Raw genomic sequence first — 15,473 nt, forward strand, 5'->3', positions numbered from 1 at the left:
CTAATCAAAATTGACACGACCAAGATCTACACTAGCAGGACCATTCAAAAGCTTTCCATTCATTCCGAACCGTGAACCATGACAAGGACAGTCCCAGGACATTTCGGATGGGTTCCAGCTTACTGTACACCCCATATGCGGACAGACTGAGTTTACAGCATGCAACTCCCCTTCCATATCCCGACAAATAGCCAGTTTTCTCTCCCTATAGTGAACAATTTTACCTTCCGCTGGCTGTAAGCTTTCGACCTCCTTCAGCGATTCAGCCGAAAATTTGTCCATGATAAAATGTTTTGCAGCATTGACACCTTCCGATAATACCTGCTGTGCGCTCGCAACAGGTTTGATGCGGCTTGGTGACAGCAGTTCAGCCAGCGGATTCTCCTTTCCTTCCAATAAGTCAGGGATCACAAGTGACGCCATTGATCCAAATGTCATTCCATTACCGCCATAACCGGTGGCTATATACACATTATTTTCATTTGGCATACTGCCGATAAAGGGTAAGCCATCGGCTGAATCATAATATTGCGACGACCAACTTGCAGTAAGTTCATCATAGTCGAAATGCTGATCAACCCAAAGTTTTAGGTCGGCAAAATGTTGCTCTGTTTGTTGGTCGTCGCCAGTTTTATGATCAAAACCACCCACGATAAGGTAATGTTCTTTATCAGATCGATGATACCTAAAATAGTGGTAGGGATCATACAGATCCGCAGCTTGTCCCAATGCTTCAGGTTCCCCATGAAGCTTTAACGTCAGGACGTAACTTCGATAAGGTGCCAGTAAAAAATTGAATCTGTTTTTGCCTGGTGGCACATGGGTAGCCCAAATGATATTCTTTGCCGTATAAACCTCTTTTCCACTCAGCTTCAATTTGACCCTTCCATCTTCATTGCTATAGGTTTCAATTCCTCGACCCGTCAGTATTTCGCCGCCCTCACGACGATAGGCTTCGATCATGCCCGCAATATATCTCATGGGATGAAATTGTGCTTGTCCCTCAATGCATATTGCTTTTTCGAAAGGTATATCAAAAGGTATGGTTTCGACATAATGGGTAGGCAATCCCAATTGCTGATGGGCCGCGTAAATTTGCTCAAGCTGCTCGTTCTGTCCAGATTCTGCGCTAAAGAGAAAAAAGTCACATGTCGAATATGCACACTGTATGGAATATTTGGAAATGTTATCTTTTATATAATCTAAGACCTCAAGCGTCGCATTCAGAAGCAGCTGATTGGGATCCTTTCCAAAATTTTCAATAATCTCATTGTAAGAAGCGTCATAAAAGTTATTGATATGGGCGGTGGTTCCTCCGGTTGTGCCAAACCCTGGATTCTCCTTGTCCAACAGTAGGCATTTTATGCCTCTATTCTGAAGTTCCTTGGCCAATGTTACACCAGTTATACCCGCCCCCACAACAATGGTATGGAAATCTAAAATGGCAGGGTCAGTCGAAAAATTTTCAATGTCAACATCCTGCCAAAAGCTCTTGTTCGTTCCGTCACGCTTCATAGTCATTATATTAAATTCAAAGAATCAGTCTTTGCTTTATTGCAAATACAACACGTCCAAGATAAGAACCATGCTATTCCACTTTCGTTTTAGCGGTTAAATACGTAAAAAAAAGAAGAAGTACGTCTTCCTTTGCGCCCCCAAACCAATGTATAAAATAGGCTGTTCCTTCATGAAATAACGAAGTGCTTCATTGCACCTTTAACACGATATACATTATGAAAATAAATGCGAAGGATTACGTCAACTCCATTTTACCGAGTTGGATAAAAAATAAGAAAATAATTATTACTGGCGGCACCACCGGGATTGGCCGGGCGACCGCCCTACTTTTAGCCGCGATGGGTAACGATATTTTAATTTGCGGCCATCATCAAAACCAGTTGGACGATACGCTCCGTGATTTTAATCAATTGGAATGCACAGGTAAGATGGAAGGGATTGTAGTAGATCTGGCGACGGAAGAAGGCATACACATGCTCTCAGGACATTTGACGAACAATATGACCGTTTGGATATTCTCATCAATAATGCGGCTATAGCCTTTCAGTCGGTTAAGGACGGAAGTTATTCGGATCAGGCCTACCTCCTTCGCACGAATGTGCTGGCCTATTTGGCTTGTACCCAAGCCGCGTTGTTACGGATGGAACCCCGCGGAACAGGACATATCCTCAATGTCGGATCAATGAGTGCAGATGTACGCGAAGCGCAGAGTTCTGTCTATGTCTGCTCGAAAGGAGGTATTCAAGCATTTACAGAATCGTTACGGAAGGAAGCCAATCCCAAGGGTATCCAGGTGTCGCTTGTTGAACCTGGATCAGTTGGAACAGATATGCAACCTTTTTCACCGGAGGAGCAGCAGGAAAAAATTGATCATTTAGAAATGCTCTATGCCGAAGATATCGCGCGTACCATAGCTTATATCCTATCTCAACCACTACGCACTTCCATCGTGCATACACAGGTTAAACCTTTGAGACAAATCATATAAGTCATCTGCGATTTTATCAACAAGAAAACAATTCCACTTAGTTGAACGTCCTTAAAAAAATTTGTGTCATGAGAAAAAAGAAAAACTTGTTTGAACGATTCTCAAACTGGGCAACGCATGCCACCGGTAGTTCAGCCGCATTTATTATCGCAACTTCGACGGTGATCATCTGGGCCGTGAGCGGCCCCATATTCAATTATTCTGAAACCTGGCAACTGGTCATCAATACAGGTACGACCATTGTTACTTTTCTAATGGTATTTCTCATTCAAAAATCCCAAAACAAGGATTCCAAAGCAATCCACCTGAAACTCAATGAACTGATAGCGTCCCATGAAGGCACAAGCAACCGAATGGTCAATCTGGAAGACTTAAGTGAAGAGGAATTGGATCAGCTCGCTAAGTTTTATGCGCACGTGGCGAAGCTCGCTCTGGAAGAAAGGGTTCTCACCTGCACACACTCTATAGATGCCGCAAAGGAAAACCATGATTATAAAGTAAAGGTTCAAAAAGAAAAACACAACCGCTCAGCAGATAAAAGACCGAACACCACGGACTAGTATTCAGCTTATTGATGATAAAAAATCCCCTTGAAGGGGATTTTTTTTGTCATGCTGTAATCGCTAATTTTTAGGGCTGTCCACCGCCGCCCGCGGCCCCATAAATTTGTCCGTTCGCATAACTTGCGTCTGCCGCAGCCAATTGCACATAGATTGAAGCAAGTTCGGCGGGTTGCCCCGGACGTCCCATGGGGGTATCACCTCCGAAATTCACCAGCTTTTCCTGCGTAGCACCACCACTCACCTGTAGTGCAGTCCAAATTGGACCGGGAGCCACGCCATTGACCCGTATACCCTTTGGACCAAGCTGCTTGGCCAATGACCGAATATAGTTGGTGGTCGCAGCTTTTGTCTGTGCGTAGTCATACAAATCTTCCGAGGGGTCTGCGGCCTGTACCGATGTTGTACCGATAATTACAGCTCCAGGTTTAAGATGAGGCAAGGCTGCCTTAATAAGCCAGAAAGGTGCATAAATATTGGTTTTCATCGTGGCATCAAATTCCGCAGTGGTGATATCCAATATCGATGGTTTTGTCTGCTGCCGCGCCGCGTTGCTGACCAAAATATCCAGACCGCCGAGTTGAAGTACGGCGTCCTCAATCAGCCGAATACAAAACTCTTCTTTACGGAGATCTCCCGGAATAGCGACTGCCTTTCGGCCCGCCGCTTTTATCAAAGCGATGACTTCCTTCGCATCTTTCTCTTCCTCGGGCAAATAGTTGATGGCAACGTCGGCCCCTTCTCGTGCGTAAGCGATAGCTGCTGCACGTCCCATTCCCGAATCGCCCCCGGTGATCAATGCTTTGCGCCCTTGGAGCCTTCCTGATCCTTTTATAACTATCCTCGCCATGATCCGGCCGGGGCTCCATTTCACTGCAGAGTCCAGGCCAAGGTTGAGACTGGCTCTTGAACGGCGGTTTTGGGTATTCTTTAACCGGATTGACCGGTCTGTCTTGGGTTTGGCCCGCTGAGCGATCGGGACTTCCAATGATACTCAATGCCAAGATTCCAGAACCTATTTTACCGATAGCAGCTCTTCTTCCCATATTATCTGAATACTTCATAGCTTTTTTCGTTTTTGGAAAAGGCCCAATGAAATTGAGCCTTTTATATTTATTCCACAGATGTGTTTTTACAAAAAATGCACGTTAATCATGTCCTTCAGTTTTCACAATCTTGTTATAGATGCCCAATAGAAGGAACGGTGCAGCCCATTGGCCTACAAATAGGGCGTTTTTATCGTTCGACATGCATTTTAATGCGGCAGATACACCCATCGCCAGCAATGCTGCGCCTAAAAATACGGTGGATGGTAGTTTAGAAGTTTGATCTTCTATCTTTTTGGTGATTTCACCTTCGTTTCCTGTATTTAATGCCATAACTTAAATTTTTGATTTTTTAATAGTGTTCACGCTAGGTCTATTGTACACTTATTCAGCTTTTGAATTGAGATTTGTATCGGCCAGCGCGCTAAGATCTTCATCACATTTCTTTTCTTCACCCAGTGTTTCAAGTAGTAATTTTAAGGCATCCTTATGTGTTAACACTTTCGCAAAAGCCGCCAATGTGCCATAAGTGGCAATTTCGTAATGCTCCACCTTTTGGGCGGCAGCAATAATTGCTGCATCGCGGACAGATCCAGCTTCTGTTTCTTTCATAAGGCTTTCCGCCTCTTCAAGTAGCCCCGCCATAGCTTCGCATTTTTCGGCTTTTGCTTTCACTCCGATAAGCTCAAAACATTGCTCTAGGCGATCCACATGTGTTTCCGTTTCTGTCAGATGTTTAATAATAGCAGATTTTAATTGTTCTGAACTTGCATTTTTCTCCATCTTAGGAAGTGCTTTCGTCAGCGCTTTTTCTGCCCAATAAATATCCTTTAATCCATCCTCAAATAATTCGGCTAGATCCTTCGCTGCCCCCGCTTCGGCAGGTACTTTTTTTCCTTCTGAATTAGCGTTTGAAGTGTTACCTGATTTTGTGCTTGTTTTACTTTTTTCTGCTGTTGCTATTGTTGTTGCCATAATACTAAGTTTTTATGCTCAAACGAGCGGTTCGTCAAATAAACAGCTCTCAAACTTTTTTCGTTCGCCAGAACTGTGTAAATCCTGCAAATCACGCATATACCACATTTTATAAGTAAAAACACGTTTTTCAAAAATTTAAATGATAGCGAACAACAACGCTATAATTAACGTACAAATCATATGACAATGCGTACTAACACAGTTAACGATCTGGCAACAACAGTGGTTCATCAACAAACGATTATAAATTAAACGCAGTATGAATAAAAAATGTACAGTTCAGGATGTCCGTCCAGGTATGGCCATCCTCGCTTTAGCGATTGTAGCACAATCAGGCCCCCAAAATCTACCGAACGATATTCCGGAAGAGCATGAAGAAGAACTACCGGAAAATACACCGGATCAGGAACCCGAAATTGATCAGGAAGATTTGGAAACGGATGAAGAATTAGACTTCGCAGTTGATGCAGAAGAACCTGAAATACCCCGCCAGGATGATTTCGGTTTCGATGAGGAAATTGGTTCAGCAGGTGAAGATGAATTTTCAGAAGAAGATGAAAGAGATGAAAACGAGGGTGCTAATGATGCGGAAGGGCTGCCTACGCAACCGGTGACAACACCTTCTGATTTAGATGCAACACCCCTATAACGTGGACAAAAAAACAGAAGAACCCCGCTCTTTTTCCAGTGTCGGGGTTCATTGCGCCCTATCCTATCTTAATAACTTTTTCTGAAAACCAAAACGGACAAGTCCCGCCGTATTCTTCGAACCCGTTTTCTCAATTAATTGCTGCCGATGGCCCTCCACGATCCTTTTGCTCAAAAAAATTTGATCAGCTATTTCCGCATTTGTATGTCCTTCCGCAATCAATTCCAATACAGACAGTTCGCGTTCAGAGATGTCGTATCGTGCCATTATTGCTGTACGATCAATATCCAACTGCGCATACTTTGATAAGTTTCGGATCAAATCAATACTTAATGCTGCACTGATATATTGTTGCCCACGTTTTACCTGCTGAATTCCGAATAAAATCTCTTCTACATTGGAATCTTTCGATAAATAGCCATCAGCGCCAAGATTTAAAACCTCCTGAACAATCTGGATATTGTCTTCCATAGATAAAACAATGATTTTTATGGCTGGATAATGTTTTTTTACTTCTTGTATAAACTGAATGCCATCCATTACCTCCATATGGATAACAGTCAGGATGATGTCCGGTTTGGCTCCCTTGAGAAATTCCAGGGCTTTTTGACCATTCTCCATCCCCGCAATTACAGTTATATCTTCTTGCGCCTCTAATATTAATTGGAAACCGGATCGTACTAACGTATGGTCATCTACCAAAAGCAACTGTGTCATAGCTATCTGTTTTCTTTCTTTTTCGTTTAGTGATTGATTTTTGAACGAAACAGCTTTCAAGCCAAAAATGTTTTAAAAAAAATAGCTCTTGGCAAATGCATACATAACATCAACGGAAAGATTTTGACCGCCGCCGCATTCTTTTTTCTGGAAAGGCGTGAGAGATGTCTCTGCTAGAGCATATAAATAATTGAAATCGCGCTATTCTTCCACGAGGGAATTAGTACGATATGTGTGCGTAAGCACCACAATTTTTGCTTTAAATACGCAAAATAGGCTCTTTTCAAACGCTACCTTCCTCGCCGCTGTTCACTTGAAAACACAACGAAAGAAGAACATATGTTTACATCCATCATTATTGGCATCGTCTTTATTTTCTTAGCATCCTATATCGTCATCAATTATAGAAGAAAGGGAAATAATACGCGAAACAGAAAAAATCGTTAACATTTAAATAATAGTATCATGAAAATCATTTTAAAAACCCTGGGAATATTACTAGCCACCCTCGCCTGTATAGTTTTCGTTCAGGCGCAAGACAGTAATCCCGCTCAGCCACAGTCTGGAGATCTGGACTTTGCCAGCAAAGCCACGGCCAGCAACAATTTCGAACTGCAGGCGGCAAGCATTGCTCTTGCTAAATCGCAAAACCCAACGATCAAACAATATGCACAGATGATCACTGATGACCATACCGCTGCAGGAAATGAACTATCGACCATTGTAAAAAATAAAAATTGGCAGCTGCGTACGAGTGACGATCAAAATTATAAAGCCATGATCGACCAACTCAATAAGGCCGACACAGCCAATTTTGACCGCGTTTACACTGATCTGATGGTTAAGAGCCATCAAGATGCAATTTCACTTTTCAAAGATGCAAGCGCAGGCACAGCAATTACAGATGCTGACCTGAAGAAATTTGCCACCGATAAAATTCCGGCGTTCGAAAAGCACCTTGATCAGCTTAAAAATTGGCAACCTTCAGATCCTTCGATAAGTGACATGCCCATTACACCAAATGCGCCATCCCCAGCAATCAAGAATAAGGTACCAAAACCGACATTAAAATAACAACATATTTTTTCCAATAATTCACTCCGGAGGACAAAGCCATTACGGCTCTGTCCTTCGCTATTTCTTACATCACATGGAACAGACATTCGACTACATACACGAACTCCTTAATAGACAAATGGCGCTACGTGCCAAAATTGAAGAAAGCCCTATTGCAGGCGAAATAAAAATGAGCTATGGACGGGATTTTTATCAGGAAGAAGTGCGCTCCATGGGGCTAGCGATGATTCGCGACGGCTGGGATATGGAGGGCGAACAACTGATCCTCGATTTTGTGCATGAACACTATCCGATGCGGGTTAAAGATGAACTTACCTGGATTAATAAAATGATGCATTACCTAGCGGCTGTTACCGACACCTTTATCGATAATCTACATGCCGAGGGCTACCGTTTTTTACAGGGAAATGTAGACATGCCCAATGAACACGCGATATTCTACCCAGTCCATGAACTAGATGCATTCGGAAAATTATCCCAAGAACTCGGAATGAATACCCTCGTAGATCTGAAAATACCAAATCAATTAGAACAGTTGCAAGGTTGGATCTATTATCGTTCGGGAAGTAACTAATTTTGTTTAAGCCGAGGTAACTTTTGAATCATGAAGTGCGGCTTCGGCTTTAACTTGCTCAAGAAACTTACTCCTAAACCATTCAATCTGTCGCACGTTCTGTATACCTACCTGAATTGATACAACATAGGCATCGGCTGTAATATCCTTTGTTAAAATCTTCATGGGCAGGCTTCTGTCGATCTCCTTAAAGCTAGTAATGGTATCTTCCAACCACTTTTTCCACTCTTCGATGCTGCGTGCCGTAACGATGGTCAACTGAAGATTCAGACGGATATCCGATTCTTCGAACGTCCAGTTGACCAGGCGACCGGAAAGGAGATCTCCATTTGGTATAATAACTTGGGCCCCTTGGTCTGTTAATAAGGTGCTCGATCGGATACCCACCTGCATGACCTGCCCTTTTTTATCAGCAAGTTCCACATAATCTCCCACTTTAAACGGACGTTCAAATACCAAAATCACACCTGAAACAAAATTGTTGATAATATTCTGCAGGCCTAAACCTATCCCCACACTTAATGCACCGACAATGACGGTCAGCTTGTCAACTCCCAACCCCAGAATACGTATTCCTATGAGGAAGCCAACAATAAAAATGACAACACGCACGAGCGGTAATAAGGCTGTTCGACGCTGATTTTTTTTCGCGTCGGGCTGATCAAGAAGGTCTTTTAAATTTTTTTGTATCCAATTTGCTGTCCATATGACTGCAAATGCTAAAAGCACATCGCCATACGTATAATTAACACCACCAATGGTGTGGGTATTATTTAACAAGCGATCCCCAAGTCGACGAATTTCACTTGTGATATGCAAGGTGTTGGCCCAGATAATAATGACCAATATACCCGCAAATAGGCCAATAATACGACGGAGTGCGGCAAGTATCTTCTGCTTATCAAAGCGATTTATAAAACGGTCTTCTTTCGAATTTTCATAAGAGTTGAGTAAATCATGAGACAGCATGTCGCGGAATGCATGCAGGGAGAATGCTTGCAATAGCCCTACAGCTCCAGCGATACTGGATGTACGGGCCAGATTTAGAAAACCAAACAGATTAAATATAATGGCTGCCATACTGATAATTAGCAGTAACCATCGTGAAAAGGGGCGCAGATAATCAAAAGGTATTTTTCCGTCGACCTTCCGCCCGAGGTGCCAAAGCAGGCAAATACCCGATAAATTGATCAACATGACAATAATTCGCGACATCCAACCTGTATCCAGCACTAGATTGCTGGCAAGTACCAATAGATAATAAAAAAATACATACTGCATCATCTTCAGATGCTGATTGGATAACTCCGGGCGAATCAAAAGATATAGAAAGCCGAAAATAAGCAGATAGCTCAATTCGAGCACGATCACGGGGATTCTAAGGGAAGTCAGTGGCAGGAGAATAAGGAAAAAGACCGCAAACTTGAGGACAGGAATCCACCACGGTTGATTGCGATGTAAGGGCAATGTCTCTTCGGCCCCTATGGCACGTCTGCGCATCTGATAAAGCCAATAAAAATAAATAAGGCTCAGTAGGATAAGGAGGAAACGACCATCCCAGGCACTATCGTAGTAACGCTGCGATAGTCCATCCTGCTCCAAGTTCTTTTGTATTATACTTTTCCAGTGATACCAAAAGGTTCCTTCTTGCGCTGCCTGAGTCACATTCTGCTGCTGCTCGGCCTTGTCGCCAAGGTCTTGCATGTCCAACAGGAACGATTCAATATCACGTTCTAGTGTTGCGGCACTATCTTGCACCGCCCGCCATGAGTTGGCCGTGGAGTCCTGGGGCACCGTTTGCTTGCGCAACACCGTAACTTTTCCCTGTAGATCATGCACAGCGGGTTTAACCAGGCTGATATACTGCTGTACTTGACTGGGCACGAGCCGACCATCATCCGGCCGCTGCCAGGCGACTCCTCGCTTTACACTGTCCAATCCAGTATAATAACGATCAACCTGCTCACGCCATTGTTCCAAAAAGTTTCTCGCCGAGGCCAGTGGATTACTCGGCAACGAATCAAGAATACTGACCGAATCCTTCGATCGCTGAACAGAATCGGCCTTTTGTGCGTGCACCGTATAAAAAAATAGGCTAAGCTGGATGACCAAGCTTAGCCTTAGCATGGCGCAAATTATTGGGCCCATAATCTTTTACGTTTTAAATTTGTCTTTATGTTTAATCGGGTTTAGCCGGAGAAGGCTGCCGCTGCAAAGAATCGGTGCTGTCCCGGCCAAGCGAGTCATTTATACCAACACCAACCTGCCCATCATCGGGTGTATTGGAGGAATCATAGCTGCCGTTTGCCTGATTGCCTTTATTGCTGCTATTGCCGCATCCCCATAGTCCAAGGATTGCCAATATCAATAAACTAATCTTTTTCATATGTTTTGAGTTTAAGTATGAAATTATTCGAAAAGTGAACAGTGCAAAAAAAACAATGGTTCTCTTTAGTTCGCATTTAAGTAAAAATATCTCCCTATCGTAGAAGTACGCAACAGGTCAAACGTCTACAAACACGTGTTCATGTTACTCAACGCTGCCTGTTCAATCCTCACCTTTAGTTCGATCCAAATTGTCCAATGGTACAGCTTCCTGTACGGTCCCAGCCTTATTTTTAGTCGTATCTTTTCCACGGCTACGGTGAATATTGTCTAATGGTAGACCATTCTGGTTGACCGTTGTATCTACTTTCTGTTCCTTTTCGCTACTTTTGGTTCTATTATCGCAAGATGTTGCTGCCACAGCTGCGAATGCGATGGCCAAATACAAATATTTACTCATAGTTTTTACCTTTTATTATTATACCTTTTATTATTATTCGTTACCCCTTCCCCGTTTCGCTATGTGGAGCATCAACGGGCTTTGATTCAGGTGATCCTTTTTGACGTAGGAAAATGGTGAATACAACAATGGCCAAAACAGACAAAAATTCACTTTGCCAGTTCTGGAAAGTTTCAAACCAAAATTGAGGCATAATGAGGTACGTCCATGCGTCATCTACCGGTAAACCTTCAAGCCGCTGTTCGGTGTTGTGCTGTCTCCAGCTTCCATAAAAGTGCATAACCCAACTCGCCAAAAAAAGTAGCGCAAAGCAAATGAATAGCGATGAACTATATAATTTCAACAGCCAGCCACCTTTTCTAACAGGATAAGGGGTATTCGGGCCGGGCTGCGGTTCACGGTCTACCTCTTCTTTTTCCCCTATTTTTTTTGATTCAGCAGAGCCCCATTGGCGTAATCCCACCGTCAGAATCACATACATCGCCATCTGCAGAAATTCACTCTCAAAATTTTCAAAAGTTGCGGATGTAAAATGTCCTGTGCCCAAATAATTAACGATATCCAGCGGTGCCTGATTGGCCTCCAGCAACTCTTCATTATGTACTTTCCAACCCGTAAAACATTGCATGCCTAGGGAAAAGACAAAAAGCGCTGCAAACACCAGGCTTAGGCCATTACGATAAAAAAAAGAATAATTTTTCTTGTTTTCCATAGCAAGATTTATTTTATTATTAAGTACATATAACTTCAATAAAAACTTAACTATTAAGTATTCATGCCTTTTCCTTGAGTATAAAACTTATTCGCCCATTCGGCTCCATCAAAGCCATATCCACTTCATCGAGGTGCTTACTATTTGTCTCTAACCGCAAGCTCGTCAGTAGATCAGTACGGCTTACCCCCAACCGGTCCATTTGATCCCATTGGATTTTACCGTTCTTGTATAAAACAGCGGGCTTACCTTTTACCATATTACCCAAATAGGGAAGCCTGGCCGATACCTGGGCTAGGATTTTATTGACAATAATCATCACGAAGCCGGCAAACACGGTTGACAGGAATGGCGAAGCGCCAACTATTCCCCGCGCTAATACCGCACCTAGCATAATAATGATGACGAAATCTACTCCAGACTTTCGGCCGAGAATTCGAATTCCGCCCAATCGAACCAAAAAAAGTGCGATGATAAACATCATAAACGCACGCGCCCCCATTTGTATCATCGTCAGGTCTTCACCAGAGCCAAAAAAACTGTCCATATTTTTATACCGTTTAGATCGTTGTTATACGCCCATCTTCATCATGAAGCAATGTGCTCTTTATTTATTTCAAAATAGCCTACTTTATCTCAGAACATCGGTAGGAGCCTTCCCTGTTCCCTCATTTTTCAAATTGAGTACTTTTACCTATTCAACAGGCGGATAATACGTTTTCATCGACAGTCAACAAACTACTGCATTTAATTGACTGTCTTTAAGAAAAGCAAACGATATGATTCATTTAGATAATCCACCTGAAGATTGTCTCGCCTTCTTTCAGGATACATTGCGGCTGCTCCAGGATAGCGGAGCTCAATTTATGGTGGGCGGTGGTTTAGCCATGTTTCACTACACGGGGATCATACGGCCTATTAAGGATATGGATATCTTTTGCAAAAGCAGCGAATACCCAAAAATTCTTAAACATCTTGCCGCTAATGGTTATGAGACCGAATTGACAGATGTGCGATGGCTCGCCAAGATTTACAAAGACCCCTATTTCATTGATATTATTTTCGATAGTGTTAATCACAATTGCACTGTTGAGCAGGATTGGTTTGACAGAGCACCTGAAGGTACTCTTTTTGATGCTGATGTACGTTATGTACCAGCAGAAGAGCTAGTATGGTGTAAGCTATATGTACAAAACAGAGAGCGGCATGACAGCGCTGATATTAACCATATTTGGCTAAAATATGGAAAAAGTTTGGACTGGAACCATTTAATAATGCGAATGGATCAACATTGGCACCTCTTGTTGGCTCAAATGCTCATCTTTCAGTTTACTTATCCGCATGACTATCGCGATATTCTCCCAAAAGACTTATTTGATGAGCTCATTAAACGCGCAGCGGATCAATATGAATTGCCTCCTTGTTTGGAGAAAGTTTGTCTGGGACCCTTGATAGATCAAACGCAATATGAAATTGATATTAAAGAATGGGATTATAAGTCATACACAATAAAAACTGTTTAATATGAACAAGAAGACAACCATAGCCGCATTGGGCGATATACATATGAATGCAAACCAGCACGGAAAATGGAAAACCAAATTTGAGGAGATTTCGGAAAAGGCTAAAGTCCTTTTACTTTGCGGTGATCTAACGGATACGGGGGATGAAGAAGAAGCAGAATTACTTGTTGCTGAACTCCAATCCATTAAGGTTCCAGTCATCGCCGTACTGGGAAATCACGACTATGAGAAAGGACGACAAAAGCAGATCCGCCAAATTTTGACAGACAGTAAAATTACGGTCTTGGATGGTGAAGCTATCGTGATCGAAAATATTGGTTTTGCTGGCGTAAAGGGCTTTGGCGGTGGTTTTGACCGTTATATGTTATCAATGTTTGGTGAAGATGCCATGAAAAGTTTTGTGCAGGAAGCTGTAAACGAATCGTTGCTTTTAGATCGAGCTTTGGCGCGCCTCGAACAAGAACATGCAGACATAAAAAAAGTTGCCTTAATGCATTACGCGCCCATTGCTGAAACCGTTTTAGGTGAGCCCGAGCAAATTTATCCTTTTTTAGGGTCAACGCATTTAATGGAACCTTTGCAACGGCGTAAAGTAAGTGCTGCCTTCCACGGGCATGCGCATGCGGGAAAATTCAAGGCCCTGTCCCCTTCTGGAATACCGATTTACAATGTGGCAGTGCCCGTTTTAATGGCCCAGCATGGAAGTGAAGCCGGCTTTGCATTCATTGATATTTAGCATTATTTTTTACTCGTCCGAAATTGCGTTATCTGATGCATTGGTTTTTCGTTTAACAATCTGCTTGAGTTGGGTATGAAGCGTGATAATATTCCCCACAAGTAGGCTTTCTTTCAATCCGGCACGAAAACGTTTTTTCATAATACGTTTGACAAGCTGTGGACTTACTTCGCCATTTTCCTGTACCTTTCCAAGCCAACGAAGCGATATAAATGCCAGAAGTGCGGCAATAAGGAATAGAAAATTCCATTCATGCAGATAGATCAGTTTGGCGATAGTCTGGAGGTTGGGACTTTTCCAGGAGATGCTAATCTGAAGCTCGCGAGTTGCAAAATAATCAACTAACAATCCTCCTAAAATAGGTCCCAAGGCTGTAAAAAACGAAGCGACCATATTTTTTACAGTGATATAGACAATTGCATCTGTCTTGGGAGCGAGTTTCAGGCCAATGTTTGTGAGGGCGAGATTAATGCCTCCAGTGGAGATTCCCGTCATGATATGCAGAAATAGGAGTAAAAGTAAATTGGGCAATGCACGCGAATAGATTCCGACAAATATCCATAATAAAATGCAACAAATGTAAATGGGTGCTGTGAGGTAGATAATACTTTTGTTACTATAACGATCCGAAAGGTTTCCCCATAAGCGTAGGCCCAGGACACTGGCTATCTGACTGACAACAGTAAGCAGGATGACTATTTTCATCGAAAGCCCCAATGTTTTTAACATAAAGACCGTAAAAAAGGGTATCGCTAAATTAATCGCCAACAACCAAGCCGCATTGAAGATCAATAAATTTTTAAAATTTTTATTTTTAAGCGGCTGTAGCAACAAACTTCCCAAATGTCCCCCAGACATCTGTTGTTTGGGCTCTTTGGCCTGTACCAAAAAAAAGGCACCAACTGCTCCTATAGCCCCTGCGATTAAAAAGTATATGCCGTAGAGCTTTGGTAGTTGCATTACGGCATGATTGGTATAATAGTCAACTAACGCTGCGACAATGATGCTAACTGTAATATTCGTCAATTGCATGATGCCCGTGCGCTTGGAAAAATAAGTACCCAAACGTTCCTCAGGAACGAGGTCTTTAATCCAGGAATTCCAGCCTGCGCCACCTATCGCGCTGAGAAGGTAATGGATGAACATAAAACTGAGCAAGGTCGTAAAAGAGAAATCGACTTCCCGCCACATTAAAAGCCCAACCAGGACCAAAGGCATTTTTGCAAGAAATACAGCGAATACGGTTATTACTTTCCGATTCGGGTAAATCTGCATGACGAGAATGGTCAACAGCTGGGCAAGATTACATAAGGTTGGAAAGGCCGCCAACAGTCCCAGCTGAAAGTTACTTGCTCCCATCAACAAACCTGCTCCGACCAAAATAACACCGCTGCTCAAACAGACAACAACCTCTGAACATACACCGTCTATGATGACCATTCGGAGGCTTTTGTCAATATCTTGTGTTTCGAGATGATGTACCGGTCTGAGATCCATAGCCTTTTCTCATGTAACAGCTGCTCCAGGATGTTAGTTCCCTTAAAATGAATTAATGAGCTTAATACGTTCGGCGAAGTACTTCCAACATACAATTGGGTATTAGTCCATCC

17 protein-coding genes and 1 pseudogene are annotated in these 15,473 nt (G+C 42.7%); 7 read left to right on the forward strand and 11 right to left on the reverse strand.

Annotated features, from left to right (window positions below; genetic code table 11):
• Positions 1-1,515, reverse strand: coding sequence for an FAD-dependent oxidoreductase (locus AACH28_RS02845; RefSeq protein WP_341832184.1), 1,515 nt, complete (start codon positions 1,513-1,515; stop codon positions 1-3).
• A gap of 218 nt (positions 1,516-1,733) precedes the next feature.
• Between AACH28_RS02845 and AACH28_RS02850 the strand changes: the two are divergent.
• Positions 1,734-2,506: pseudogene (locus AACH28_RS02850) on the forward strand (SDR family oxidoreductase).
• 68 nt (positions 2,507-2,574) lie between these two features.
• Positions 2,575-3,066, forward strand: a complete 492-nt coding sequence (locus AACH28_RS02855) for a low affinity iron permease family protein (RefSeq protein ID WP_341832185.1) — start codon at positions 2,575-2,577, stop codon at positions 3,064-3,066.
• 70 nt (positions 3,067-3,136) lie between these two features.
• On the opposite strand, the gene AACH28_RS02860 is transcribed toward AACH28_RS02855, so the two are convergent.
• The 3 genes from AACH28_RS02860 to AACH28_RS02870 all read right to left on the reverse strand — a co-directional run bounded on the left by AACH28_RS02860 (position 3,137) and on the right by AACH28_RS02870 (position 5,087).
• Positions 3,137-4,054: an SDR family oxidoreductase gene (locus tag AACH28_RS02860; RefSeq protein WP_341832186.1), complete on the reverse strand. Its 918-nt coding sequence runs from the start codon at positions 4,052-4,054 to the stop codon at positions 3,137-3,139.
• 160 nt (positions 4,055-4,214) lie between these two features.
• Positions 4,215-4,445 (reverse strand): hypothetical protein, encoded by a 231-nt coding sequence (locus AACH28_RS02865; RefSeq protein WP_046676326.1) that lies wholly within the window; start codon positions 4,443-4,445, stop codon positions 4,215-4,217.
• A gap of 51 nt (positions 4,446-4,496) precedes the next feature.
• On the reverse strand, positions 4,497-5,087 hold the full coding sequence (locus tag AACH28_RS02870; protein ID WP_341832187.1) for a ferritin-like domain-containing protein: 591 nt from the start codon (positions 5,085-5,087) through the stop codon (positions 4,497-4,499).
• A gap of 262 nt (positions 5,088-5,349) precedes the next feature.
• Between AACH28_RS02870 and AACH28_RS02875 the strand changes: the two genes are divergently transcribed.
• Positions 5,350-5,739 (forward strand): hypothetical protein, encoded by a 390-nt coding sequence (locus AACH28_RS02875; RefSeq protein WP_341832188.1) that lies wholly within the window; start codon positions 5,350-5,352, stop codon positions 5,737-5,739.
• 63 nt (positions 5,740-5,802) lie between these two features.
• Here the strand turns inward: AACH28_RS02875 and AACH28_RS02880 are convergent, their stop codons facing one another.
• A complete protein-coding gene (locus AACH28_RS02880; protein ID WP_341832189.1) occupies positions 5,803-6,456 on the reverse strand; it encodes a response regulator transcription factor in 654 nt (217 codons plus the stop codon).
• A gap of 465 nt (positions 6,457-6,921) precedes the next feature.
• Between AACH28_RS02880 and AACH28_RS02885 the strand changes: the two genes are divergently transcribed.
• Positions 6,922-7,530: a DUF4142 domain-containing protein gene (locus AACH28_RS02885; RefSeq protein WP_286769022.1), complete on the forward strand. Its 609-nt coding sequence runs from the start codon at positions 6,922-6,924 to the stop codon at positions 7,528-7,530.
• A 76-nt stretch (positions 7,531-7,606) separates the two neighbouring features.
• Entirely contained in the window at positions 7,607-8,107 is a 501-nt protein-coding gene (locus AACH28_RS02890; RefSeq protein WP_286769021.1) for a hypothetical protein, read from the forward strand.
• A 6-nt stretch (positions 8,108-8,113) separates the two neighbouring features.
• On the opposite strand, the gene AACH28_RS02895 is transcribed toward AACH28_RS02890, so the two are convergent.
• The 5 genes from AACH28_RS02895 to AACH28_RS02915 form a co-directional block, all read right to left on the reverse strand.
• Positions 8,114-10,234 carry a mechanosensitive ion channel domain-containing protein gene (locus tag AACH28_RS02895; protein ID WP_341832190.1) on the reverse strand — a complete coding sequence of 707 codons (2,121 nt, stop codon included), beginning with the start codon at positions 10,232-10,234 and terminating at the stop codon, positions 8,114-8,116.
• 52 nt (positions 10,235-10,286) lie between these two features.
• Entirely contained in the window at positions 10,287-10,493 is a 207-nt protein-coding gene (locus AACH28_RS02900) for a hypothetical protein (RefSeq protein WP_046676320.1), read from the reverse strand.
• A gap of 162 nt (positions 10,494-10,655) precedes the next feature.
• Complete coding sequence (locus tag AACH28_RS02905) at positions 10,656-10,892, reverse strand: hypothetical protein (RefSeq protein ID WP_313155808.1); 237 nt, start codon at positions 10,890-10,892, stop codon at positions 10,656-10,658.
• Between the two features lie 40 nt (positions 10,893-10,932).
• Complete coding sequence (locus AACH28_RS02910; protein ID WP_341832191.1) at positions 10,933-11,604, reverse strand: DUF6766 family protein; 672 nt, start codon at positions 11,602-11,604, stop codon at positions 10,933-10,935.
• Positions 11,605-11,665: 61 nt separating this feature from the next.
• Positions 11,666-12,151 carry a DUF421 domain-containing protein gene (locus AACH28_RS02915; protein WP_112374749.1) on the reverse strand — a complete coding sequence of 162 codons (486 nt, stop codon included), beginning with the start codon at positions 12,149-12,151 and terminating at the stop codon, positions 11,666-11,668.
• A gap of 232 nt (positions 12,152-12,383) precedes the next feature.
• Here AACH28_RS02915 and AACH28_RS02920 point away from each other — a divergent pair, with 232 nt between their 5' ends.
• Complete coding sequence (locus AACH28_RS02920) at positions 12,384-13,127, forward strand: nucleotidyltransferase domain-containing protein (protein WP_341832192.1); 744 nt, start codon at positions 12,384-12,386, stop codon at positions 13,125-13,127.
• A gap of 1 nt (position 13,128) precedes the next feature.
• Positions 13,129-13,863 (forward strand): metallophosphoesterase, encoded by a 735-nt coding sequence (locus tag AACH28_RS02925; protein WP_070564402.1) that lies wholly within the window; start codon positions 13,129-13,131, stop codon positions 13,861-13,863.
• A gap of 9 nt (positions 13,864-13,872) precedes the next feature.
• On the opposite strand, the gene AACH28_RS02930 is transcribed toward AACH28_RS02925, so the two are convergent.
• Positions 13,873-15,360, reverse strand: a complete 1,488-nt coding sequence (locus AACH28_RS02930; RefSeq protein WP_286843900.1) for an MFS transporter — start codon at positions 15,358-15,360, stop codon at positions 13,873-13,875.
• Positions 15,361-15,473 lie beyond the last annotated feature (113 nt).

Source organism: Sphingobacterium thalpophilum (assembly GCF_038396785.1).
Classification (GTDB): Bacteria; Bacteroidota; Bacteroidia; order Sphingobacteriales; family Sphingobacteriaceae; genus Sphingobacterium; species Sphingobacterium thalpophilum_A.